The organism is Streptomyces cupreus (genome assembly GCF_014257025.1).
Taxonomy (GTDB): domain Bacteria; phylum Actinomycetota; class Actinomycetes; order Streptomycetales; family Streptomycetaceae; genus Streptomyces; species Streptomyces cupreus.
In genome coordinates this window covers 93,469-116,461 of record NZ_JACMSF010000014.1, presented here as the reverse complement: position 1 = coordinate 116,461, position 22,993 = coordinate 93,469, and the positions used below count along the sequence as shown (strand labels likewise).

The 22,993-nt window shown below is 70.3% G+C and carries 23 protein-coding genes, 5 tRNA genes and 1 pseudogene; 9 read left to right on the top strand and 20 right to left on the bottom strand.

The window, feature by feature from the left end; translation table 11 throughout:
• Positions 1 to 42: 42 nt before the first annotated feature.
• On the top strand, positions 43 to 1,875 hold the full coding sequence (locus H4N64_RS15640; RefSeq protein ID WP_186282908.1) for an HSP90 family protein: 1,833 nt from the start codon (positions 43 to 45) through the stop codon (positions 1,873 to 1,875).
• Entirely contained in the window at positions 1,875 to 4,802 is a 2,928-nt protein-coding gene (locus H4N64_RS15635; RefSeq protein ID WP_186282907.1) for a tetratricopeptide repeat protein, read from the top strand. Before H4N64_RS15640 ends, H4N64_RS15635 begins: the two co-directional genes overlap by 1 nt.
• Positions 4,803 to 4,805: 3 nt before the next feature.
• On the opposite strand, the gene H4N64_RS15630 is transcribed toward H4N64_RS15635, so the two are convergent.
• Positions 4,806 to 6,461 carry a DAK2 domain-containing protein gene (locus H4N64_RS15630; RefSeq protein ID WP_186282906.1) on the bottom strand — a complete coding sequence of 552 codons (1,656 nt, stop codon included), beginning with the start codon at positions 6,459 to 6,461 and terminating at the stop codon, positions 4,806 to 4,808.
• 256 nt (positions 6,462 to 6,717) lie between these two features.
• Between H4N64_RS15630 and rpmB the strand changes: the two genes are divergently transcribed.
• Positions 6,718 to 6,903: a 50S ribosomal protein L28 gene (gene rpmB, locus H4N64_RS15625; RefSeq protein ID WP_004924906.1), complete on the top strand. Its 186-nt coding sequence runs from the start codon at positions 6,718 to 6,720 to the stop codon at positions 6,901 to 6,903.
• Between the two features lie 80 nt (positions 6,904 to 6,983).
• Here rpmB and thiD read toward each other — a convergent pair whose 3' ends face one another.
• Both thiD and H4N64_RS15615 read right to left on the bottom strand, forming a co-directional pair.
• Positions 6,984 to 7,778 carry a bifunctional hydroxymethylpyrimidine kinase/phosphomethylpyrimidine kinase gene (gene thiD / locus H4N64_RS15620; protein ID WP_186282905.1) on the bottom strand — a complete coding sequence of 265 codons (795 nt, stop codon included), beginning with the start codon at positions 7,776 to 7,778 and terminating at the stop codon, positions 6,984 to 6,986.
• Entirely contained in the window at positions 7,775 to 8,740 is a 966-nt protein-coding gene (locus H4N64_RS15615) for a thiamine-phosphate kinase (RefSeq protein WP_186282904.1), read from the bottom strand. Before H4N64_RS15615 ends, thiD begins: the two co-directional genes overlap by 4 nt.
• A gap of 205 nt (positions 8,741 to 8,945) precedes the next feature.
• Between H4N64_RS15615 and H4N64_RS15610 the strand changes: the two genes are divergently transcribed.
• Together H4N64_RS15610 and H4N64_RS15605 are read left to right on the top strand one after the other, a co-directional pair.
• Complete coding sequence (locus H4N64_RS15610; RefSeq protein ID WP_003997603.1) at positions 8,946 to 9,179, top strand: Lrp/AsnC family transcriptional regulator; 234 nt, start codon at positions 8,946 to 8,948, stop codon at positions 9,177 to 9,179.
• A gap of 20 nt (positions 9,180 to 9,199) precedes the next feature.
• The gene (locus H4N64_RS15605; protein ID WP_186282903.1) at positions 9,200 to 9,700 is read left to right on the top strand and encodes a DUF3515 family protein; all 501 of its coding nucleotides are present in this window, start codon (positions 9,200 to 9,202) and stop codon (positions 9,698 to 9,700) included.
• A 4-nt stretch (positions 9,701 to 9,704) separates the two neighbouring features.
• Here the strand turns inward: H4N64_RS15605 and H4N64_RS15600 are convergent, their stop codons facing one another.
• Genes H4N64_RS15600 through H4N64_RS15590 form a run of 3 tightly spaced genes read right to left on the bottom strand, consistent with a single transcriptional unit; the run spans position 9,705 to position 12,693 of the window.
• On the bottom strand, positions 9,705 to 10,862 hold the full coding sequence (locus H4N64_RS15600) for a D-alanine--D-alanine ligase family protein (protein ID WP_186282902.1): 1,158 nt from the start codon (positions 10,860 to 10,862) through the stop codon (positions 9,705 to 9,707).
• 59 nt (positions 10,863 to 10,921) lie between these two features.
• On the bottom strand, positions 10,922 to 11,932 hold the full coding sequence (locus tag H4N64_RS15595; RefSeq protein ID WP_186282901.1) for an NAD(P)H-dependent glycerol-3-phosphate dehydrogenase: 1,011 nt from the start codon (positions 11,930 to 11,932) through the stop codon (positions 10,922 to 10,924).
• Positions 11,929 to 12,693 (bottom strand): 1-acyl-sn-glycerol-3-phosphate acyltransferase, encoded by a 765-nt coding sequence (locus H4N64_RS15590; protein ID WP_186282900.1) that lies wholly within the window; start codon positions 12,691 to 12,693, stop codon positions 11,929 to 11,931. Before H4N64_RS15590 ends, H4N64_RS15595 begins: the two co-directional genes overlap by 4 nt.
• 154 nt (positions 12,694 to 12,847) lie before the next feature.
• Between H4N64_RS15590 and cofC the strand changes: the two genes are divergently transcribed.
• Complete coding sequence (cofC, locus tag H4N64_RS15585) at positions 12,848 to 13,486, top strand: 2-phospho-L-lactate guanylyltransferase (protein ID WP_186282899.1); 639 nt, start codon at positions 12,848 to 12,850, stop codon at positions 13,484 to 13,486.
• 57 nt (positions 13,487 to 13,543) lie between these two features.
• Positions 13,544 to 13,747: a cold-shock protein gene (locus H4N64_RS15580; protein WP_186282898.1), complete on the top strand. Its 204-nt coding sequence runs from the start codon at positions 13,544 to 13,546 to the stop codon at positions 13,745 to 13,747.
• 70 nt (positions 13,748 to 13,817) lie between these two features.
• On the opposite strand, the gene H4N64_RS15575 is transcribed toward H4N64_RS15580, so the two are convergent.
• From H4N64_RS15575 to leuC, 4 genes are all read right to left on the bottom strand, one after another.
• The gene (locus H4N64_RS15575; RefSeq protein ID WP_186282897.1) at positions 13,818 to 14,453 is read right to left on the bottom strand and encodes an HU family DNA-binding protein; all 636 of its coding nucleotides are present in this window, start codon (positions 14,451 to 14,453) and stop codon (positions 13,818 to 13,820) included.
• Positions 14,454 to 14,590: 137 nt separating this feature from the next.
• Positions 14,591 to 14,821: an SCO5555 family protein gene (locus H4N64_RS15570; protein ID WP_186282896.1), complete on the bottom strand. Its 231-nt coding sequence runs from the start codon at positions 14,819 to 14,821 to the stop codon at positions 14,591 to 14,593.
• Positions 14,822 to 15,098: 277 nt separating this feature from the next.
• Positions 15,099 to 15,692, bottom strand: a complete 594-nt coding sequence (gene leuD, locus H4N64_RS15565) for a 3-isopropylmalate dehydratase small subunit (RefSeq protein WP_186282895.1) — start codon at positions 15,690 to 15,692, stop codon at positions 15,099 to 15,101.
• A gap of 6 nt (positions 15,693 to 15,698) precedes the next feature.
• A complete protein-coding gene (leuC, locus tag H4N64_RS15560; RefSeq protein ID WP_186282894.1) occupies positions 15,699 to 17,129 on the bottom strand; it encodes a 3-isopropylmalate dehydratase large subunit in 1,431 nt (476 codons plus the stop codon).
• 196 nt (positions 17,130 to 17,325) lie between these two features.
• On the opposite strand from leuC, the gene ndgR reads away from it, so the two are divergent.
• Positions 17,326 to 18,042, top strand: coding sequence for an IclR family transcriptional regulator NdgR (ndgR, locus tag H4N64_RS15555; protein ID WP_186282893.1), 717 nt, complete (start codon positions 17,326 to 17,328; stop codon positions 18,040 to 18,042).
• A gap of 74 nt (positions 18,043 to 18,116) precedes the next feature.
• Here ndgR and H4N64_RS15550 read toward each other — a convergent pair whose 3' ends face one another.
• Complete coding sequence (locus tag H4N64_RS15550; RefSeq protein WP_186282892.1) at positions 18,117 to 18,647, bottom strand: DUF4188 domain-containing protein; 531 nt, start codon at positions 18,645 to 18,647, stop codon at positions 18,117 to 18,119.
• A gap of 89 nt (positions 18,648 to 18,736) precedes the next feature.
• Here H4N64_RS15550 and H4N64_RS15545 point away from each other — a divergent pair, with 89 nt between their 5' ends.
• The gene (locus H4N64_RS15545; RefSeq protein ID WP_186282891.1) at positions 18,737 to 19,381 is read left to right on the top strand and encodes a MerR family transcriptional regulator; all 645 of its coding nucleotides are present in this window, start codon (positions 18,737 to 18,739) and stop codon (positions 19,379 to 19,381) included.
• Between the two features lie 44 nt (positions 19,382 to 19,425).
• Here H4N64_RS15545 and H4N64_RS15540 read toward each other — a convergent pair.
• From H4N64_RS15540 to H4N64_RS15505, 9 genes and pseudogenes are all read right to left on the bottom strand, one after another.
• Positions 19,426 to 19,498 (bottom strand) — tRNA-Glu (locus H4N64_RS15540).
• Between the two features lie 28 nt (positions 19,499 to 19,526).
• Positions 19,527 to 19,598, bottom strand: a tRNA-Gln gene (locus tag H4N64_RS15535).
• 20 nt (positions 19,599 to 19,618) lie between these two features.
• Positions 19,619 to 19,691, bottom strand: a tRNA-Glu gene (locus H4N64_RS15530).
• Between the two features lie 29 nt (positions 19,692 to 19,720).
• Positions 19,721 to 19,793, bottom strand: a tRNA-Glu gene (locus H4N64_RS15525).
• 18 nt (positions 19,794 to 19,811) lie between these two features.
• Positions 19,812 to 19,886, bottom strand: a tRNA-Gln gene (locus H4N64_RS15520).
• Positions 19,887 to 19,976: 90 nt separating this feature from the next.
• Positions 19,977 to 20,060, bottom strand: a pseudogene (locus H4N64_RS45090) (HAD family hydrolase); the annotation flags it as partial.
• 164 nt (positions 20,061 to 20,224) lie between these two features.
• Positions 20,225 to 21,709 (bottom strand): glutamate--tRNA ligase, encoded by a 1,485-nt coding sequence (gene gltX, locus H4N64_RS15515; protein WP_186282890.1) that lies wholly within the window; start codon positions 21,707 to 21,709, stop codon positions 20,225 to 20,227.
• The gene (locus H4N64_RS15510) at positions 21,702 to 22,478 is read right to left on the bottom strand and encodes a fumarylacetoacetate hydrolase family protein (RefSeq protein ID WP_186282889.1); all 777 of its coding nucleotides are present in this window, start codon (positions 22,476 to 22,478) and stop codon (positions 21,702 to 21,704) included. The genes gltX and H4N64_RS15510 overlap by 8 nt, the downstream gene beginning before the upstream one ends.
• A gap of 80 nt (positions 22,479 to 22,558) precedes the next feature.
• Positions 22,559 to 22,744: a hypothetical protein gene (locus tag H4N64_RS15505; RefSeq protein ID WP_186282888.1), complete on the bottom strand. Its 186-nt coding sequence runs from the start codon at positions 22,742 to 22,744 to the stop codon at positions 22,559 to 22,561.
• Between the last annotated feature and the right edge of the window lie 249 nt (positions 22,745 to 22,993).

Genomic DNA, 22,993 nt, shown 5'->3' with positions numbered 1-22,993 from the left:
CCGACCCCGCGCCTATGCCCTCCCCCCACCGGCGCAGCGACGATGGACTCCCAGACCTCACAGTCATCCCAGGCATCCCAGTCACCTCATACGTTCCAGGTCGACCTGCGCGGTCTGGTGGACCTGCTCTCCCATCACCTCTACTCCAGTCCGAAGGTCTATCTGCGCGAGCTGTTGCAGAACGCCGTGGACGCCATCACCGCCCGGCGGGCCGAGCAGCCCGATGCCCCGGCGCGGGTGCGGCTGTACGTCGACGCGGACGGCGGTGGGCTGCGGGTGGAGGACTCCGGTATCGGGCTGACCGAGTCCGATGTGCACAGTCTGCTGGCGACGATCGGCCGCAGCTCGAAGCGGGCGGACGGGCTTCAGGCGGCCCGCTCCGACTTCCTGGGCCAGTTCGGCATCGGGTTGCTGGCCTGTTTCGTGGTCGCCGAGCGGATCCGGGTGGTCAGCCGCAGCGCCCGTACGCCGGGAGCGCCTCCGGTGGAGTGGACGGCGACGGACGACGGTTCGTACACCGTGCGGACGCTGCCGGACGCCGAGCGGCCCGAGCCGGGCACCACCGTGCATCTGGTGGCGCGGGCCGGTGCCGGGGAGTGGCTGGCGAGGGAGCGGGTGCTCGCGCTGGCGCGGGACTTCGGCTCGCTGCTGCCGTACGACGTGCGCGTGGGCGAGGACGAGGTCACCGACCTGCCGGCGCCCTGGGACCGTGCCTACCCCTCGCCCGCCAACCGCAGGGTGGCGCTGGCCCGGCACTGTCATGAGCTGTTCGGGTTCACTCCGCTGGACTCGATCGACCTGAACGTTCCGCTGGCGGGGATCCGCGGGGTGGCGTACGTGCTGCCGTCGGCGGTCAGCCCGGCCCAGCGCGCCGGTCATCGCGTCCATCTCAAGGGCATGTTGCTGACCGAGCGGGCCGAACAGCTGCTGCCCGACTGGGCGTTCTTCGTGCGCTGTGTCCTGGACACCGACAGCCTGCGGCCCACGGCCTCGCGGGAGTCGCTGTACGAGGACGAGACGCTGGCCGCCGTACGGGAAGCGCTCGGCGAAAGGATTCGGTCCTGGCTGACCGGGCTCGCGGCGGGTGATCCGGAACGGCTGGCGGCCTTCCTGTCGGTGCACTACCTGGGCGTGAAGTCCCTGGCGCGGCACGACAAGGAGATGCTGCGCACGATGCTGCCGTGGCTGCCCTTCGAGACGACCGACGGGCGGCTGTCCCTGGAGGAGTTCGCGCAGCGGCACCCGGTGGTGCACTTCACGCGGACCGTCGAGGAGTACCGGCAGGTCGCCCCGATCGCCTCGGCGCAGGGCGTCGGGGTGATCAACGGCGGTTACACGTACGACAGCGAGCTCGTCGAGGCGCTGCCGTCGGTGCGGCCGGGGACGGTGGTCGCCGAGCTGGACGCGGACACCGTGACCGCCCATCTGGACGCGGTCGACCCGGCCGAGGAGCTGGCGCTGTCCGGCTTCCTGGCGGCGGCGCGGGCCAAGCTCGACCCCTTGGGCTGCGATGTGGTCCTCAGGGCCTTCCACCCGCTGTCCGTGCCCGCGCTGCACCTGGACGACCGCGCGTCCCGGCACGAGCAGGCGCGGGCCGAGGCCGAGGAGCAGGCCGACGATCTGTGGGCGGGCATACTCGGCTCGCTGCGCGGCAGCGCGCCACGCGCGCGTCTTGTGCTCAACCACCTCAACCCGCTGATCCGCCGGATCAGTTCCCTGGGCGACGCCGAACTGATCGGCACCGCCACCGAGTCGCTGTACGGACAGGCTCTGCTGATGGCGCAGCGGCCGCTCAGGCCCGCGGACTCGGCGCTGCTGAACCGGGCCTTCATGGGCCTGCTGGAGTGGGCCACGAACGGCGAGGAGGGTCGCTGATGACCGGGATCACGGACTTCGACGCACTGCGCCGGGCGATGGCGGAGAACTCCGAGGAGCCGGAGGGTCCGGCCCGCAACGCGCGCGCGGAGCATCTGCTCGCCGAGGCCGAGAAACTGAACGTCCCTCTCGCGGTGATCGAGGCGCTCGGGCACCAGCTGAAGGTCTACAACTACAGCTCCGAGAAGGACAAGATGTTCGTCCCGTTCGCGCGGCTGCTGCGCATGTGGGACGAGCGGCCCGAGGACTTCGACGAGTACGAGGCCCATTCGCTGCACTGGGTCTTCAAGTGGATGACGGCCGGCATGCTCGACCAGCCGCACGTCCCGCTGTCGTCCATAGAGAAGTGGCTCGGCGAGATGGAGCACCGCTACCGGCTCGCCGGCCACTCCGAACGGGCCGTGCGCAGCGCCGAGTTCAATGTGGCCTCGCACATCGGGGACGTGCAGCGGGCCGAGCGGGCGTACGCCGCCTGGCTGGCCGCCGACCGGGACAGCATGGCCGACTGCCACGCCTGCGAACTGCACGGGCAGGGCTGGTGGCAGTCGGAGCGCGGCCGGGACGAGCGGGCGCTGGAGCTGTGGGCGCCGGTCCTGGAGGGCGAGTTCGCCTGCGCCCACGAGCCGCACACCGCGCTCGCCTCCTCGCTCGTGCCCCTGCTGCGGCTGGACCGCGTGGAGGAGGCGCGCGCCCACCATCTGCGCGGCTTCCGTCTGGTACGGCCCATGGAGAGCATGCGCGGCGCCTACGCGGACCACGTGGAGTTCTGCGCGCTGACCGGCAACGAGGCGCGTGGCCTGGAACTGCTCGCGGAGCGGCCCGCGTACTTCACCGACACCGGACATCCGCGCAGCAGGCTGGAGTTCCTGACCGTGGTGACGCTGCTCATGGAGCGGCTGACCGGTCTCGGGCTCGATGAGCAGCGGGTGCCGGGGCCACCGGGCCGGGCCTGGACGGCACACGAACTCGCCGCACACGCGCGTGCGCAGGCGCTGGAACTGGCCGGACGGTTCGACCGGCGCAACGGCACCTCTCACGTCAGCGATCTGGCACGCGCGCGTATGGCGCAGGAACCGCTGGTGGAGCGGCTGCCGCTCGGGGTGCGCTCGGCGCGTTCCACAGTGGCCTCCGTCGCTGTTCCGGTGCCGGAGGTTCCGGCGCAGGATGAGCCCGTGGAGGCCGAACTGCCGACGCTGCTGGCCGAGGCCCGGCGGCTGTCGGCCACCTTGCAGCCGCACGCCGTGGAGGCGTGGGCGGCGGTGGCACGGGCCGCCGAGGGCGTCGAACTTGACGTACGCGACCGCGCGGAGATCATCGACCACCGGGCGATGGACCTCGGCCCCGACGGCGTCGAGCTGTTCGAGCGGGCCGCCGAGCTGTACGCCGAGGCGGGCGACCCGGGCGAGTCGCTGGCGGCACGCATGCGTGCGGCGTACGTACGCGCGCTCACCGGCCGTCTTCAGGAGGCGCTCGCGGAGGTCACCGAGCCCTACGACCGGATCCTGGCCCTGTACGCCGAGGACGGAACAGGTCTGCGGCAGACGGCGTCCGTGCTGATGGGCCGCGCGCGGGTGTTCATGCGCCGGGTGCACGAGGCCGACGAGCCGGTGGACCCCGCGATCGTCGGCGCCGCCGAGGCGGCCACCCGGGAGATCCTCGCGCTCGTGGACGGGCGCGCCGGGGACGACGTACGGCTCGCCGCACGGGCCGCCGAGGCGCAGGCGATGCTCGCCGAGCTGGCGGCGCTGTCCGGGGACGTGGAAGCGGCCGCCGGGCTGTTCGCGCGGGCCGCGGCGGCGTTCGTCGGGGCCGGGCTCCCCTGGTTCGCGGTGGAGTACGAGGCCCGGCTCGCCGGACTCGCCCACCATCTCGGCGACACGGCGGAGGCCGAGCGGGCGCTGCGGGCGGCCCTGGAACACGGCGGACCGCACCTGGAGGCGCCGGGCCGGGCACAGCTGCATCTCCAGCTCGCCGAGGTCCTCGGCGGCCGGGGTCTGTCGGAGGAGGCCGCCGAACACGCCCTGGAGGCGGCGCACTGGGCCGACGAGGCGGGCGAGGGCCCCACGCTCGGCGCCTGGGCGCGGCATCAGCTCGGCGGGTTCCTGCTGAGGCAGGGGCGCTGGGCGGAGGCCGCCGAGGTGCTGGAGTCGGCGCTGCCCGACCTGACCCCCGAGACGCACGGCGACGGCGCGGTCGTCCAGACGCAGTGGTGGCTCGGCGACTGTCTGAGCGAGCTCGGCGAGCACCGGGAGGCCGCCGAGCGGCGCCTGCAGGCGGCCGACATCGCCCGGCACTGGCCCGAACAGCACGACCACGCCACGCTCGCCCACCTCGCCGCCGAGTCGCTCGGTCAGGCGGGGCTGCACGAGGAGGCGGACCGGGCCTACACGCGCGCGGGCGACCTGTGGCGCGAACTCGGCAACACCCATGGTCTCGTCCGTTCCCTGCGCGCCCGCGCGTGGCTCGCGCTGCGCTCCGAGGAGGGCGCGGACCGGGCGCGGGAGTTGATGGCGGCCGCGGTACGGGAGTGCGCGGAGGCGCTGGACGCGGCGCCCGACGAGGAGGCGTGCGCCCGGCTCACCGCCGAGCTCGGCCACACGCACCGCCAGTTCGGCGATCTGCTCGCCCGGTCCGCGGCCGAGGACGACGAGGACGACTCCATCCAGGCCGCTCTGGAGGCCGCGCTGTCCCGGATGACGGAGGCGGTGAACGTGTTCGCGGGGCTCGGGGACCACGGCCGCCACGCCCGCACCGGCGCCGAGCTCGCGGCGGGCTGGCTCGCCGCGGACCTGGGCCGGCCGACGGATGCGGCGGCACGCGCGCGTGCGGTGCTGGCGGCGTACGAGGGCGTCGGCGAGGACGACGGGGTGGCGCGGGAACGGCGGGCGGAGGCGGAACAGCTGCTCGATGTCGTGGAGGAGGGCTGAGCCCTACTCGACGCCGATGAGCAGCAGCGCTCCCTGCCGCCCGCCCCGGTACACGACCGTGTCGACGGCCAGGTAGGACTCCCGTACGCGCGCTTCGAGGTGCCCGGCGATCCCGTCGGGTGCCTCGTCGCCGAGGACGAGGGTGACCAGCTCGCCGCCGGCCGCGAGCATACGGTCCAGGACGGTCTCGGCGGTGGCCGTGACGTCCGCGCCGATGACGGCGACGTCGCCGTCGATGAGGCCGAGCACATCGCCGGCCTGGCAGATGCCGGCCATGGTCCAGGACTGGCGTTCGGCGAGGGCGACCTCGGCGTAGCGGGTGGCGCCGGCCGCCGAGGTCATCGACACGACGTCCTCGTCGAAGCGCCGCTCCGGCTCGTGCACGGCGAGCGCGGCGATCCCCTGGACCGCGGACCGGGTGGGGATCAGCGCCACCCGGATGCCCTCGGCGCGGGCCTGCTCGGCGGCGGCCGCCGCGGTGTGCCGCAACTCCGCGTCGTTGGGCAGCAGCACGATCTCTCGCGCGTGGGCCCGTCGTACGGCCTCCACCAGCTCCCCGCTCGCGGGCGGCTCCCCGGGGCGCGCGAGCACGGTGGTCGCGCCGGCCTCGGTGTACAGACCGGCCAGGCCCGGACCGGGCACGACGGCCACGACGGCGCGCTGGGCCCGCTCCCGGGGCGGCCGCTCACCTCCGGTGGTGTGCACGTCACCGACGCCGAAGTGGGTGATCCGGATCCGGTACGGCCGTCCGGCCTCGACGCCCGCCTCCACGGCGGCGCCGGCGTCGTCGACGTGCACATGGACGTTCCACAGCCCTTCGCCGCCGACCACGACCAGCGAGTCCCCGAGGGTGTCGAGCCGCTCCCTCAGTCGGGTGACGGCCGCGTCCTCGGCCTCCAGGAGGTAGATCACCTCGAAGGCGGGCCCGCCCTCCTCCAGGGACACGCACTCACCGGGACTGTCGACGGGCACGCGCGCGTGGCTCGCCGTGACCACCGGCTTCTCCCCCGTGAACGTCTCCACCAGTGCCGCGAGGACGGTGACGAGACCCTGCCCGCCGGCGTCCACCACCCCCGCGCGTTCCAGCACGGCGAGCTGGTGCGGGGTCGCGGCGAGGGCGGCGCGCGCCCCTTCGTAGGCGGCCCGCGCGACGGCCTTGCAGTCGCCCTCGGCCCCTATGGCGGCGTCGGCGGCGGCCGAGGCGACGGTGAGGACGGTGCCCTCGACCGGGTGGGCCACGGCCTGGCGGGCGGAGTCGGCGGCGTGCCGCAGGGCGAGCCGGAGCCCGCCCGCGTCGGCATGCGCCGTGTCACCGTCGGCGGCCAGCACCTGGGCCATGCCGCGCAGCAGCTGCGCCAGGATCGTGCCGGAGTTGCCGCGCGCCCCTATGAGCGCGCCGTGGGCCATCGCGCGCACGGCGTCGGCCAGGGACGGCGCGGAGCCCTCGGAGCCCGCCTCGTGCCCGATGAACACCGCGTCGACGGCCGCGGCCGCCGACTCCACCGTCAGATACAGGTTCGTGCCGGTGTCCCCGTCGGCCACGGGGTAGACGTTGATCGCGTCGATCTCCTCGCGCGCGCGCCCGAGCGCCTCCAGCGCGAGGCCGCACCAGGTGCGTACCGCGAGAGCATCGAAGAATGTCTGCGGCACCTGCGCCACCTGCGCCTCCCTGAGCTGCTGGACGTGGACGCAGCGTAGACCCAGGGGCCGTGCCCGCCGGAAGAGGGCCGGGAGCAGGCCCCTGAGCAGCCATGGTAGTTTCGTTCTACTGGCGCAGTCGTTGTATGCTGCTCCGGTTGCCCGATCCAGATCGGGCCATTCCCCTGGCAACGCCACTCAGATCTCTGATCCTGCGATCTTGATCCCGGCCTGCCGGGATCAACCGTAAGTGCATCTGAAGTCTTTGGAGTGACCCGTGGCTGCCAACTGCGACGTCTGCGGCAAGGGGCCGGGCTTCGGCAACAACATCTCGCACTCGCACCGCCGTACGCCCCGTCGCTGGAACCCGAACATCCAGCGCGTCCGTACCGTGGTGGGCGGGACGCCGAAGCGCGTGAACGCTTGCACCTCGTGCATCAAGGCCGGCAAGGTCTCGCGCTGACGCACAGCTAAGCGCGCGGCCACAGCTGGTTCGCTGCACTGAGCCGGTTCACCTTCGAGTGAACCGGCTTTTTGCATGCCTCAACGCCTTCTGAGCGCCCACCCGTGATCCACGGGTCCGATCCCCCCGCCGAGCGCGAACCCGGCCGCGATGGCACCGGTGACGTACTCCTTCGCCGTGGTCACCGCCTCCGGCACCGGTCGCCCCTTCGCCAGCTCCGAGGCGATGGCGGACGCCAGCGTGCAGCCCGTGCCGTGGGTGTGCCGGTTGTCGTGCCGCGGCGCGCGCAGCCAGTGCTCCTCGGAGCCGTCGGTGAGCAGATCCACGGCGTCGCCCGCGAGATGGCCGCCCTTGATCACGACCCAGCGCGGCCCGTACGCCAGCACGGCCGCCGCGGCCCGGCGCAGATCGTCCTCGGACTCGACGTGGACGCCTGTGAGTTGGGCCACTTCGTCCAGGTTCGGGGTGGCGACGGTGGCCACCGGCAGCAGCTTGGTGCGTACGGAGTCCAGTGCGGACGCGGTCAGCAGCGAGTCCCCGTGCTTGGACACGCCCACCGGGTCGACGACCGCCGGCGCGTCCGTGCCGCCGAGCAACTCGGCCACCGCCTCGACGAGTTCGGCGGAGGCCAGCATGCCGGTCTTCACGGCCTGGACGCCGATGTCGTCGACGACGCTGCGGTACTGCGCCCGCACCGCCTCCACGGGCAGCGGCCAAGCGCCCTGCACACCCAGCGAGTTCTGCGCGGTGACCGCGGTGATCACGCTCATGCCGTGCACGCCGAGCGCCAGCATCGTCTTCAGATCGGCCTGGATCCCCGCCCCGCCACCGGAGTCGGAGCCCGCGACCGTGAGAACCCGAGAAGGCGCGCTCACGACTCGATGTCCCCGAAGTGGTCCCAGCCGCCCTTGCTGGTCCACGGCGCCCCGTCGACCGTCACCTGGGGCAGCGCCGAGGGGTTGAGGACCTCGCCGATGACCTTCCAGCGGGCGGGCAGCTTCACATCCGGCGGGAAGGTCGCCACGATCGCGTGGTCCTCTCCGCCGGTCAGCACCCACTGCATCGGATCGACTCCGACGGCCTGCCCGATGTCGTTCATCTGGGACGGGATGTCGATCGCGCCGGAGCGAATGTCGATCCGGACCTTGCTGGCCTCGGCGATGTGCCCGAGGTCGGCGATCAGCCCGTCGCTCACGTCGCACATGGCCGTGGCCCCGAGCCCGGCCGCCGCGGGGCCCGCGTGATACGGCGGCTCCGGTCGCCGGTGCGCCTCCACGAAGGCCCGCGGCGAGCGGAAACCACGGGACAGCACCGCGTACCCGGCCGCGGACCAGCCGAGCCAGCCGGTCACGGCGACGAGGTCCCCGGGCTGTGCGCCGGCCCGGGTGACGGGCTCCTGGTTGCGCAGATCGCCGAGCGCGGTGATCGACACCATGATCGTGTCGCCGCGTACGACATCGCCGCCGACCACGGAGGCGCCGGCCACCTGGCACTCGTCGCGCAGGCCGTCCATCAGCTCGGTCGGCCAGGTCACCGGGAGCTCGGCCGGGACGACCAGACCGAGCAGCAGGGCGGTCGGTACGGCGCCCATGGCCGCGATGTCCGCCAGGTTCTGAGCGGCGGCCTTGCGGCCCACGTCGTAGGCGGTGGACCAGTCGCGGCGGAAGTGCCGTCCCTCGAGGAGGATGTCGGTGCTCGCCACGACCCTGCGGTCGGGCGCGGCGACCACCGCGGCGTCGTCGCCGGGTCCGACCCGGACCGCCGGGGTGGTGGTGAGACGGGAGGTGAGCTCCCTGATGAGCCCGAACTCCCCGAGCTCACCAACAGTGCCCTTCATTGCCCTTACGCCCCTTCTGTACCTGTGCGTTCCCAGTCGCGTGTCTCTACTGTCCTCGATACGGTCAAGGTGACCGCCAACCACTGTCGTGCCTGCACCCCGGCGCGGGACCCCGGCCCCCGCGGGTCTCCCCGCGACGAGCTACGACGCGATACCGTGGCGTTCCTTTTCCCCACATGATCCTCGTGGCCGCCCTGGAGGTTCCGTGGTACAGGCGTACATCCTGATCCAGACGGAGGTCGGCAAGGCGTCGACCGTCGCCGAGACGATCAGCAAGATCCCTGGAGTCATCCAGGCCGAGGACGTGACAGGACCGTATGACGTGATCGTGCGCGCGCAGGCCGACACCGTGGACGACCTCGGCCGCATGGTGGTCGCCAAGGTCCAGCAAGTGGACGGCATCACCCGCACCTTGACCTGCCCGGTCGTCCATCTGTAGCCCCCGTCTACCCTTGGCCGGTGAACTCATTGCGTCACCGGCTCATCGGTCTGCCCGCATTCGTCCTGTCGATCACCGTCGCGGGCTGCTCATCAGCAGACGACAGCGGGTCGGCGGCGGTTCCCTCGCCGGGCGCGAAGGCCTCCGGCCTGTGCCGGAACCTGGACAAGACACTGCCGGCGAAGGTGGCCGGACAGAGCCGCCGTGATCCCTCACCCGCCTCCACGCTGACCGCGGGCTGGGGAAACCCGGAGATCATACTGCGCTGCGGTGTGCCCCAGCCGCCGAAGATGATCGATCCGAAGGTCGCGGAGGGGCACGACGCCGACGCGGTGCCCGGCGGGGTGAACGGCGTCGACTGGCTGATGGAGAAGGGTGACGGCGGGGCGTACCGCTTCACCTGCGCCAATCGCGAGGCGTACGTCGAGGTGACCGTGCCGGAGGGCGTGGACAGTTCGGCCGTACTGATCGATCTGGCGTCGGCCGTGAAGAAGGCGATCCCCGAAGGGATCGCCGACTAGGAGGTCACCGAAGTCCGGTCGACCTGCGCAGTGCCGCCTGGATCAGCCGGTCCACCAGTTCCGGATAGCTGATCCCGCTCGCCTGCCACATCTGCGGGTACATCGAGATCGGCGTGAATCCGGGCATCGTGTTGATCTCGTTGATCACGAACTCGCCGTCCTCCGTGAGGAAGAAGTCCGCCCGCACCAGGCCCTCGCAGGAGGCCGCCTCGAAGGCGTCCACGGCCAGGCGCTGGACCTCCGCGGTCTCCTCGGGCGTCAGCGGCGCCGGCACGATCCCCGGGGTCGAGTCGATGTACTTGGCCTCGAAGTCGTAGTACGCGTGCGCGTCCGGCGGCGGGATCTCCGCGGGCACCGACGCGCGCGGACCGTCCTCGAACTCCAGGACGCCGCACTCGATCTCACGGCCGCGCAGAGCGGCCTCGACGAGGATCTTCGGGTCGTGCCGCTGGGCCTCGGCGACGGCCTCGTCCAGTCCCGCCAGATCCTCGACCTTGGTGATGCCGATCGACGAACCCGCGCGCGCGGGCTTCACGAAGAGCGGCCAGCCGTGCTCGCCGGCGAAGTCGACGATCTTCCTGCGCGCGGCCGACTCGTCCTGCTCCCACTCACGGGGCCGGATCACCACGTACGGGCCGACCTTGAGCCCGAAGGAGGTGAACACCCGCTTCATGTACTCCTTGTCCTGGCCGACGGCCGAGGCGAGCACACCCGAGCCCACGTAGGGGACGCCGGAGAGCTCCAGGAGTCCCTGGAGGGTGCCGTCCTCGCCGTAGGGGCCGTGCAGGACGGGGAAGACGACATCGACCTCACCGAGCGCCTTGGGCACCGATCCCGGCTCGCTGTAGACGACTTCGCGGTTCGCGGGGTCGACGGGGAGCACCACGCCGCCCTCGGTCGACTCGGCGAGCTCCGCGACGCTCGGCGTGCGGCGGTCGGTGATCGCCATGCGCTCCGGTTCGTCGGCGGTGAGCGCCCAGCGGCCGTCCTGCGTGATGCCGATCGGCAGGACGTCGTACATGGTCCGGTCGATGGCCTTCAGTACCGCGCCCGCGGTGACCACGGAGATCCCGTGCTCGGAGCTGCGGCCGCCGAACACGACGGCCACGCGCGGCTTGCGAGGCGGCTGCTGAGGGCTCTGGGGGAGGTTCTCGGTGCTCATATCGCGTTGAGAGTACCCGTTGGTAGTGCCCTGATACAGCGCCGCCGACCCTGCGTCGCTCAGCGTCGTTCGGGCTTCGCGCTGCGCGACATCAGCTCCTTGAGGGCGACCACCGGAGGCTTGCCCTCGTGCACGATGCCGACGACGGTCTCGGTGATCGGCATGTCGACGCCGTGCCGGCGGGCCAGATCCAGCACGGACTCACAGGACTTGACGCCCTCGGCGGTCTGCTTGGTGACCGCGATGGTCTCCTGAAGGGTCATGCCCTTGCCGAGGTTGGTGCCGAAGGTGTGGTTGCGGGACAGCGGCGAGGAGCAGGTGGCCACCAGGTCGCCGAGGCCCGCGAGTCCGGCGAAGGTCATCGGATCGGCGCCGAGGGCGACTCCGAGCCGCGCGGTCTCCGCGAGGCCGCGGGTGATGAGCGAGCCCTTGGCGTTGTCGCCGAGCCCCATGCCGTCCGCGATGCCGACGGCGAGCCCGATGACGTTCTTCACGGCCCCGCCGAGCTCGCAACCGACCACGTCGGTCTCGGTGTACGGCCTGAAGTACGGCGTGTGGCAGGCGGCCTGGAGACGCTGGGCGACGGACTCGTCGGTGCAGGCGACCACGGCGGCGGCCGGCATCCGCGCGGCGATCTCCCGGGCGAGGTTGGGTCCGGTGACCACGGCGACCCGGTTCGGGCCGACCTTGGCGACGTCCTCGATGACCTCGCTCATCCGCATCGCGGAGCCGAGTTCGACGCCCTTCATCAGCGAGACGAGGACGGTGTCGGGGGCGAGCAGCGGGGTCCACTCGGCGAGGTTGCCGCGCAGCGTCTGCGAGGGGATCGCGAGGACGGTGAAGTCGGCGCCGTGCGCCGCCTCGGCGGCGTCGGTGGTGGCCCGCAGGTTCTCCGGGAGTTCGACACCGGGGAGGTAGTCGGGGTTCGTACGTGTGGAGTTGACCGCTTCGGCGAGTTCCGGGCGCCGCCCCCACAGGGTGACCTCGCACCCCGCGTCGGCGAGCACCATGCCGAAGGCGGTGCCCCACGATCCGGTCCCGAAGACGGCCGCCTTGACGGGCTTGCTCACTTGGCGCTCTCCTCCTCGTGCCCGGTCTGCGCCTGACTCCGACGTCGCTGTTCGATCCGCTCCTGGCGCGGATCGTAGGGCGTCACGGGCGCCTTCTCGCCGCGGAGCTCCTCCAGCTGGCGGGTGATGGCAGCCATGATGACCTCGGTCGCCTCCTTCAGGAGGTCCGGGGTCATCTCCTTGTCGTAGAAGCGCGACAGGTCCACGGCGGGGCCCGCGAGGACGCGCGAGGTCTTGCGGGGAAGGACATTGAGCTTCTTCGCGTACGGCGGCAGCAGTCCGTTGGCGCCCCACTGCGCGACCGGGATCACCGGGCACTTGGTCTGCAGGGCCACGCGCGCGGCACCGGTCTTGCCGGTCATCGGCCACTGGGCGGGATCCCGGGTGATGGTGCCCTCGGGGTAGAAGGCGACGCATTCACCACGGTCCACGGCGTCGATCGCGGCCCGGAAGGCGCTGAGCGCGTCCGTGGTCTCGCGGTAGACGGGGATCTGCCCGGTGCCGCGCATGAAGGCACCGACGAATCCCTTCTTGAAAAGTCCGCTCTTCGCGAGGAATCGCGGAACGCGCCCGGTGTTGTACTGAAAATGCGCGTAGGCGAAGGGATCGATGTGCGAATTGTGGTTCACCACGGTGATAAATCCGCCGTGGGCCGGAATGTGCTCCATTCCGCGCCAGTCCCGCTTGATCAGTACCACCAGCGGTGGTTTGGCGATCACCGCTGCCAAGCGATACCAGAAGCCGATTCTGCGGCGGGGCACGCGGACACCTTCCTCTAGGGCCTGGGGGGCCGCACAAGTGTCGCCCCAGGCCGACCGTCTGTCGAGAACACCGTACGCCCCACGGACCGGACCGCCAGATGGCCCATGTGAAAGCCGGGTGACAATGGCCGTGACAAGAGAGGTACGAACGCCCGTGCAGTGGACCTTGGTCATACCCCTGAAGCCTCTGGCGCGGGCCAAGAGCAGGCTCTCGGACACCGCGGCCGACGGGCTGCGCCCGGCCCTCGCCCTGGCCTTCGCGCAGGACACCGTGGCGGCGGCGCTGGCCAGCGCGGCGGTGCGGGATGTGGTAGTCGTCACGGACGACGCCCTGGCCGGCCGGGAGCTGGCGGCACTGGGCGCCCGGATCGCCCCGGACGAGCCGGGGGCCGGCCTGAACGCGGCCGTGGCGCACGGAGAGGCGGTTGTACGCGCATCGCGTCCCGATTCCGCCGTAGCGGCCTTGAACGCGGATCTTCCGGCACTGCGGTCTGCTGAATTGGCCCGTGTCCTGGACTTGGCGGCCGAATTCCCCCGCGCTTTCCTGCCGGACGCGGCCACAATCGGCACGACCCTGCTGACAGCGGCTCCGGGACAGCAATTGCACCCGGCATTCGGCATGGATTCCCGAGCCCGACACCGAGCCGCGGGTGCCGCGGAACTCTGCCTCACCGAGGTCGATTCAGTACGCCAGGACGTGGACACCGGCGACGACCTGCGGGCGGCGCTGGCACTGGGTGTGGGCCCACGCACAGCGGCGGCAGCGGCACGCTTGCTGAGTGCGGGACTGTAGCAACCCAAGGAGCGCGGGGCTGTATCGACTTGCGGCTCCTCCGCGTACGCTGACCCTATGCAGGCAACCGCATACACGTACGACCCGGACACCCGGAGCGGCCAGGTGCTCCTGGACGACGGCACCCCCGTGCCCTTCGACGCGGCGGCGTTCGACGCGGGCGGTCTGCGCCTGTTGCGGCCCGGACAGCGCGTACGCATCGAGGTGGAGGGGCCGAAGGACGGGCCCCGCATCACCCTCGTCACGCTCCAGACCCTGTAGGCCCCCTGAAACGCGCCGCGGGCCGGACTCCCTGGGGAGTCCGGCCCGGCGCGTGAGTAGCCCTGCGCCTCTACCTCTTGCGGGCGGTGGTCTTCTTGGCGGTGGTCTTGCGGGCCGTCGACTTCTTGGCCGGGGCCTTCTTGGCGGTCGCCTTCTTCGCCGGGGCCTTCTTGGCCGTCGTCTTCTTGGCGGTGGCGGCCTTCTTCGCGGTGGTCTTCTTGGCGGCGGCCGTGGTCTTCTTGGTGGGCGCCTTCTTCGCCGTGGTCTTCTTCGCGGCGGCCGTGGTCTTCTTGGCCGTGACCTTCTTGGCCGTGACCTTCTTGGCGGTCGTCTTCTTCGCGGCCGCCTTCTTGACCGTGGCCGCGGCACCGCCGGTCAGGCTGCCCTTGGGCGCCTTCTTGACGGCGACCTCGCCGCCCCGCGGGAGCTTCTTCGAACCGCTCACCAGGTCCTTGAAGCCCTGGCCCGCGCGGAACCGCGGCACGGAGGTCTTCTTGACCCGAACCCGCTCGCCCGTCTGGGGGTTGCGGGCGTAACGCGCCGGTCGGTCGACCTTCTCGAACGAACCGAAGCCGGTGACCGAGACCCGGTCACCCGCGACGGTCGCGCGGACGATGGCGTCCAGGACCGCGTCGACAGCGTCGGCGGCCTGCTGGCGACCGCCCAGCTTGTCGGCAATCGCTTCTACGAGCTGCGCCTTGTTCACGTCTTCCCCTTCGGAGACATTGCCAGAACGAAAGTGTTCAAGCTTTTTCGCACGTTAGGCAGATATATACCGCAAATCAAACACGAAACGGGCTTATCACCCTTGTGCCGCAACGGACTCGACTGTCTCTGGAGCGATCAGCGTTCCTCGTCGGGGAGTCGACCCGCGTCGAGGTCCGCCGAGAACGCCTCCAGACGCCTTGCCGCATCGGCGAGATCGTGCTTGGCCACGGCCGTAATGACCAGCAGCTTCCGGGTCAGCGCCATCCGTACGCCCTCCGGGACTTGCAGTGCGCGCACTCTTGTGTGCGCTTCCTTGAGTTGGTCCGCGACCGCCGCATAGAGCTCGAGTTGGCCGTCGTGTTCCATGCACAGATTGTGCCATCTGGGGCGAGTTGTCGCCTGCTCAGGGTGCAACTGCCGCCTCAAACGGCCGTCCGGGCACCGGCGGAAGCCGCGGCTACATCACTCGCCTACCCCGACAACAACCGTCCTAACGTGGGAAGTTGACGGCCCCCTGCTGACGTGCGCGGGACCGTTCGGGTGCAGAAACGGCTGTACCCCCGATCGGGCTGATCGGGGGTACGGCGGGGTGTTTTGGTGGCCGAAACTCGACCTGTTCAGTTGCTCCGGAGGCCGGCCGGGGTCACGACTGGAGCGTCTGCGGCTTGTACGACGGCCGCTTGGCCTCGTAGGCGGCGATGTCCGCCTCGTTCTGGAGGGTGATGGAGATGTCGTCCAGGCCGTTCAGCAGCCGCCAGCGGGAGTTCTCGTCCAGCTCGAAGGAGGCGGTGACACCCTCTGCGCGCACCTCGCGGTTCTCCAGGTCGACGGTGATCTCGGCCTCGGGGTTCTCCTCGGTGAGCTCCCACAGCGCATCCACGATCTTCTGCTCCAGAACCACCGTGAGCAGGCCGTTCTTGAGCGAGTTACCGCGGAAGATGTCGGCGAAGCGGGAGGAGATGACGGCCTTGAAGCCGTAGTTCTGCAGGGCCCAGACCGCGTGCTCACGGGAGGATCCGGTGCCGAAGTCGGGACCGGCGACCAGAACGGTCGCGCCCTTGCGCTCGGGCTGGTTGAGGATGAATTTCTCGTCCTTGCGCCAGGCCTCGAACAGCCCGTCCTCGAAACCGTCCCGGGTCACCTTCTTGAGCCAGTGAGCAGGGATGATCTGGTCGGTGTCGACGTTGGAGCGGCGCAGCGGAACGGCCCGGCCGGTGTGCGTGGTGAATGCTTCCATGACTTCTCAGACTCCAGCGGGCGTACGGGTCTCGGCGTCGGACAGGTCGGCCGGGGAGGCCAGGTGGCCCAGCACGGCGGTCGCGGCGGCGACCTGCGGCGATACCAGATGCGTACGGCCGCCCTTGCCCTGCCTGCCCTCGAAGTTGCGGTTGGAGGTGGATGCGGAGCGCTCACCGGGGGCCAGCTGGTCGGGGTTCATGCCCAGACACATCGAGCAGCCCGCGTGCCGCCATTCGGCGCCGGCCTCCTTGAAGACGACGTCCAGACCCTCGGAGACGGCCTGCAGACCGACCCGCGCGGAGCCGGGGACGACCAGCATCCGTACGCCGTCGGCGACTTTGCGGCCCTTCACGAGCTCGGCGGCGGCGCGCAGGTCCTCGATGCGGCCGTTGGTGCAGGAGCCTACGAAGACGGTGTCCACCTTGATGGAGCGCAGCGGCTGGCCTGCCTCCAACCCCATGTATTCCAGGGCCTTTTCGGCGGCGAGGCGCTCCGAAGCGTCTTCGTACGAAGCAGGGTCGGGGACGGACGCCGAAAGCGGCGCACCCTGACCGGGGTTGGTGCCCCAGGTGACGAACGGCGACAGTTCGGCGGCCTCGATGACGACCTCGGCGTCGAACTCGGCGTCCTCGTCGGTCTTCAGCGTCTTCCAGTACGCGACGGCCGCGTCCCAGTCCTCGCCCTTGGGTGCGTGCGGACGGCCCTTGAGGTACTCGAAGGTGGTCTCGTCGGGGGCGATCATGCCCGCGCGGGCGCCGGCCTCGATCGACATGTTGCAGATGGTCATCCGGGCCTCCATCGAGAGCTTCTCGATGGCGGAGCCGCGGTACTCCAGGACATAGCCCTGGCCGCCGCCGGTACCGATCTTGGCGATGATCGCCAGGATCAGGTCCTTGGCGGTGACGCCCTCGGGCAGTTCGCCGTTGACCGTGATGGCCATGGTCTTGGGGCGGACCAGCGGCAGCGTCTGGGTGGCCAGCACATGCTCCACCTGGGAGGTGCCGATGCCGAACGCCAGGCCGCCGAAGGCGCCGTGCGTGGAGGTGTGGGAGTCACCGCAGACGACGGTCATACCGGGCTGGGTCAGACCCAGCTGCGGGCCGACGACATGCACGACACCCTGCTCGACGTCGCCCAGCGGGTGCAGGCGCACACCGAACTCGGCGGCGTTCTTGCGCAGCGTCTCCAGCTGGATCCGGGAGACCGGGTCGGCGATGGGCTTGTCGATGTCGAGGGTCGGGGTGTTGTGATCCTCGGTGGCGATGGTCAGGTCGAGCCGGCGCACCTGGCGACCGCTCTTGCGGAGGCCGTCGAAGGCCTGCGGGCTGGTCACCTCGTGCAGCAGGTGCAGATCGATGAAGAGGAGGTCGGGCTCGCCCTCGGCGCGCCGGACGACATGGTCGTCCCAGACCTTCTCCGCGAGTGTCCTACCCATCGCTTTCCCTCCGGCCGGCAAGCGTCCACCGGCCCAACTAGAGATCTTGTGGAGGCAGCGCCCGCGCCCCTGTGTCCGGGCGTCCGCCGCCGGGCCCGTTGGTCTGCGGGCCGCTGTGCCTTCGTGACATCCAGAGTGGCGTGTTCCACCGAAAATTGAACTTGCGTTTCACAGAGTGAGACGCGAGTATCGTTTCATGGACAACAGTAGCGGCGTCGGCGTTCTGGACAAGGCAGCCCTTGTCCTGAGCGCCCTGGAGTCCGGTCCGGCCACCCTCGCGGGTCTGGTGGCGGCGACCGGGTTGGCACGACCCACGGCCCACCGGCTGGCCGTGGCGCTGGAACACCACCGCATGGTGGCGCGCGACATGCAGGGCCGTTTCATTCTCGGCCCTCGTATGGCAGAACTGGCCGCGGCCGCGGGTGAGGACCGTCTCCTCGCCACCGCGGGCCCGGTGCTCACGCACCTCCGTGACGTCACGGGCGAGAGCGCGCAGCTCTACCGCCGCCAGGGCGACATGCGCATCTGCGTCGCCGCGGCGGAGCGCCTGTCCGGACTTCGGGACACGGTCCCGGTCGGCTCGACGCTCACGATGAAGGCGGGTTCCTCCGCCCAGATCCTCATGGCCTGGGAGGAGCCGGAACGCCTGCACCGGGGCCTGCAGGGCGCGCGCTTCACGGCGACGGCCCTGTCGGGCGTACGGCGCCGCGGCTGGGCCCAGTCGATCGGTGAGCGTGAGCCGGGCGTCGCGTCCGTCTCCGCGCCCGTGCGCGGCCCCTCCAACCGCGTGGTGGCCGCCGTCTCGGTCTCCGGCCCCATCGAGCGCCTGAGCCGCCACCCGGGCCGTATGCACGCCCAGGCGGTCATCGACGCCGCCGCCCGCCTCTCCGAGGCCCTGCGCCGCTCCGGCTGACGTTCTCGGGGACGTCGGCGGGGAGGGCCCGCCTCAACGCCGCGGCAGGCCCTCCCCACTCCCCCGATCCCCCGTCACCTGGCTTCTTCGGCGGCCTCCGCCTTCGCCTTCGCCGACCGGTACGTGAACCGTTCCTTCGCACAGCGCCCGCGCTTCTCCACGGGCACCTGCCCGTGCGCCGCCGCGAGCCCGAAGGCCGGCATGTCGGCGTAGATCGACTCGTACGAACCTTCGGGCACGACGTAGGCCTCGTGCCAGATCCCCACATGTCCGCGCGCCTTCCCGGCCCGCTCCTCGCGGTTGATGACCGACCACACCTTGTGATGGAACATCTCCGGCGAGCTCGCGTATGCGTAGAGCTTCTCCTTGGACTCCCAGTACTGCACGACGTAGTACGTCCGCGGTGAGGCCGTCAGCAGTACGCGCCCCAGCAGCCCCCGGTCACGGTCCCGCGCAAGCTCCCCCAGCATGCGGAACATCGACAGCATGACCGGCAGCCACTGGTGCGCCGCCCAGAAGTGATTGACCCGCATCCCGATGAGCAGGACCACCACATCGCCCTCGGCATCCGCGGTCGTACGACCCAGTACCGGCTCGGCGAACATGGCGGCCCCCTGGCTTCCCTCGTCGGATAGCGGCACTATCCATCTGGCGGTGCTTGGATAGTCGCACTTCCCAAGGAGAGGCGTCAACAGTGCGACTGGGCGAACTGAGCGAGCGCAGCGGGGTGTCCACCGCGACGATCAAGTACTACCTGCGCGAAGGCCTGTTGGCGCCGGGCCGGCAGATCAACGCGACGACGGCCGAGTACGGCGAGGACCATCTGCGCCGGCTGCGGCTGGTGCGGGCGCTGATCCAGGTGGGCAGGGTGCCGGTGGCGAACGCCAGGCAGGCCCTCAAGCACGTCGACGACGACTCCCTGGGCCTCACCATGCGGCTGGGCGCGGCCCTGTGGGAGCTGCCGCAGGGCCCCGAGCCGGACGAGGCGGACCCGGCGACGGCCGCCGCGCGGGCCCAGGTGGACCGGCTGTTGGCCGAGCTGGGCTGGGAGTCCGCCCGGGAAATCGGCGCGCTGTCCCCCGTACACCGTTCCCTGGTGGGGCTGGTGGCACTGCTGATCCGGCTCGGCTATCCCTGTGACGCCGAACTCATGGCGCCGTACGCGCAGTTGATGCACGCGGCGGCCCGGCTGGACCTCGACCGGATGGAGACGTACGCGTCCGACACGGAGAAGGTCGAGCTCGCGGTCTCCTCGGCGGTGCTCTTCGAGCCGGTGCTGCGGGCGCTGCACCGGATGGCGCAGGAGGAGGAGTCGGCGCGGCGCTACGGCATCGTATGAACGCCGAAGGGGCCTCCGCCGAAGCGGAGACCCCTTGCGATATGTACCCCCGACCGGATTCGAACCGGCGCTACCGCCTTGAGAGGGCGGCGTGCTAGGCCGCTACACAACGGGGGCGAGGACACTGCGTTTCCGCAGGCCCGAGCTGGTCTACCTGGACTCGAACCAAGACTAACTGAACCAGAATCAGTCGTGCTGCCAATTACACCATAGACCAATGTGGTTTAGACCAGTCAGTACCCCCGACCGGATTCGAACCGGCGCTACCGCCTTGAGAGGGCGGCGTGCTAGGCCGCTACACAACGGGGGCCCTAGCGATCGTCTCGAAGGAGATCACCGTACCCCCGACCGGATTCGAACCGGCGCTACTGCCTTGAGAGGGCAGCGTGCTAGGCCGCTACACAACGGGGGCTTTGCAGATAAGCTCTGCTGGCTGGCCTACCTGGACTCGAACCAAGACTAACTGAACCAGAATCAGTCGTGCTGCCAATTACACCATAGGCCACTGGAACGCAAGCCCCGAAGGGATCTTGTTCTAGTTTGCGCCTCCGGTTCCCGGCCTTTCGGCCCGCTCCCCGGCGGCGCAGAAAGAACATTACCCGAAGGTGGACGGGGCTCCAAAACGGGTATCCGAGCCGAGGATCGCGGGGAGTTCGGCGAGGGTGGCGATCCGGTGCGGCCGGCAACCCGTTCCGGAAGACCTCGACCGGGCCGCTCGGCCCGGACGAGCGCCTGCGCAGGGCCTACGTGGCCTACCTGGTCGACGAAGCCGACCCCCAGTGACCGAAACGCCGAGGGGCGGCGCCCGGAGTTCCGGGTACCGCCCCTCGGCTGTGGGTCACCTCACGCGGCGAGCCTCGCCAGAGCCGCGTCGATGCGGGACAGCGTCTTCTCCTTGCCGAGGATCTCCAGGGACTCGAAAAGGGGCAGACCGACCGTGCGGCCGGTGACGGCGACACGGACCGGGGCCTGGGCCTTGCCGAGCTTGAGGCCGTGGGCCTCGCCGGCGGTCAGGACGGCCTCCTTCAGGGACTCCGGCGAGGTCCAGTCCGCCGGCTCCAACTTCTCGCGGGCGGTGACCAGCAGGGCGTCCGAGCCCTCCTTCATCGCCTTCGTCCAGCTCGCCTCGTCGAAGACCGGCTCGGGCAGGAAGAGGAAGTCGACGTTGTCGGTGATCTCCGACAGGACCTTCAGACGGGTCTGCGCATGCGGGGCGACGGCGTGCCACTTGGCCTCGTCGAAGTCCTCCGGGGCCCAGGGGGCGAACGGGGCCTTCAGCCACGGGGCGCAGCGCTCGGTGAAGTCCTTCACATCGAGCATGCGGATGTGGTCGCCGTTGATCGACTCGCACTTCTTCAGGTCGAAGCGGGCCGGGTTGGGGTTCACGTCCGCGATCTCGAAGGCCGCGACCATCTCGTCCATCGTGAAGATGTCCTGGTCCGCGCTGAGCGACCAGCCCAGCAGGGAGAGGTAGTTGAGCAGGCCCTCCGGGAGGAAGCCGCGCTCGCGGTAGAGGTTCAGCGAGGACTGCGGGTCGCGCTTGGACAGCTTCTTGTTGCCCTCGCCCATCACGTACGGCAGGTGGCCGAAGGACGGGATCTGCTTTGCGATGCCGAGCTCCATCAGCGCCTTGTACAGGGCGATCTGACGGGGCGTCGAGGACAGCAGGTCCTCGCCGCGCAGCACATGGGTGATCTCCATCAGGGCGTCGTCGACCGGGTTCACCAGGGTGTACAGCGGGGCGCCGTTGGCGCGGACGATGCCGTAGTCCGGGACGTTCTCCGGGGTGAAGGTCAGCTCGCCGCGGACCAGGTCGGTGAAGGTGATCGTCTCGTCGGGCATACGGAAGCGGACGATCGGGGTGCGGCCCTGGGCCTGGTACTCGGCGACCTGGCCCGCGCTCAGCTCGCGGCAGTGGCCGTCGTAGCCGGAGGGCTTGCCGGCGGCGCGGGCGGCCTCGCGGCGGCTGTCCAGCTCCTCCTGGGAGCAGTAGCAGTGGTAGGCGTGACCGCCCTCCAGCAGCTTGGCCGCGACGTCCTTGTAGAGGTCCATGCGCTGCGACTGGCGGTACGGCGCGTGCGGGCCGCCGACCTCGGGGCCCTCGTCCCAGTCGAAGCCCAGCCAGCGCATCGAGTCCAGCAGCTGGTTGTACGACTCCTCTGAGTCGCGGGCCGCGTCGGTGTCCTCGATGCGGAAGACCAGGGTGCCGCCGTGGTGCTTGGCGAACGCCCAGTTGAACAGGGCGGTGCGAACCAGGCCCACATGGGGGTTGCCGGTCGGCGAGGGGCAGAAACGGACGCGGACGGGGGAGGCGGGTGCGCTAGCCACGCTTGACAACCTTGTTGGTGAGAGTGCCGATGCCTTCGATGCTGACGGAGACCTCGTCGCCGACAGCGAGGGGGCCGACCCCCGCGGGGGTGCCCGTGAGGATCACGTCGCCGGGGAGCAGCGTCATGGCCTCGGTGATGTTGACGATCAGATCCTCGATCGGGTGGATCATCTCGCTGGTGCGGCCGAGCTGCCGCTGCCCGCCGTTGACCGTGAGCTGGATGGTGAGATCGCTCGGGTCGAGGTCCGTCTCCACCCAGGGGCCCAGCGGGCAGGAGGTGTCGAAGCCCTTGGCCCGGGCCCACTGCTTCTCGCGCCTTTGCACATCACGGGCGGTGATGTCGTTGGCGCAGGTGTAGCCGAGGATCACGTCCTTGACGCGCTCGCGCGGGACCTCGCGGCACATACGGCCGATGACCACGGCGAGCTCGGCCTCGTGGTGCAGTTCCGCGGAGAAGGAGGGGTACTGGATCTCGTCGCCGGGGCCGATCACCGAGGTGGAGGGCTTGAAGAAGGCGAACGGGGCGTCGGGCACCTCGTTGCCCAGTTCGCGGGCGTGCTCGGCGTAGTTGCGGCCGAAGGCCACGACCTTGTTGGGGAGCACCGGGGGCAGCAGCCGTACCTTGCTCAGTGGCACCTTGGTGCCGGAGAGCTCGAATTCCGCGAACGGGATGCCCTTGATGATGTCGAGGACGAGCTCGTCAGGCTTGTCGCCCTCGACCGCGCCGAAGGCGACGTTCCCGTCGATGGAGAATCTGGCGATGCGCACGGGATGCTTGGCCCCTTGACTTAAGCGGCTGGAGTCTGACGCTCCAGGCTAACGTGGCCGGGGGCCGGCACCTCGCGGTATTACTCCGCGGCGGTGGCGAGGGGCATCTCGTCCAGGATCGTGCGGCGCGGGTTGGCCGTCTGGGCCGGGAGGTCGACGGAGTGCTCCGGCTGCTCCGGGGTCTGCAGGTCGTCGGCGCCCTCAAGGTGGGCCAGCGTCGTGCGCCGCGGGTTGGCTATCGTGCGGAACATCGTCGTCGTCTTCACGGTTGTTCGTAACCCTGTCGTGTGCGGTGGGCAGAGAGTTGGCAGTTTGCGCCCTCTTGTAAAGCGCCAGGCTAAACATGCGATTCCCCGGGGAAGACGTGAAGACCCCATGATCTGCATGTGAGTTTGCTCACGGGTCCATTGCCAAACCGGTCAAATCAGGCCCACAACCCACCGCAACGAAACGGACATTGACCCACTGAAGCCATCATTCCGCTCCTGATCATGGCGACTGGGACACCCGCGAGC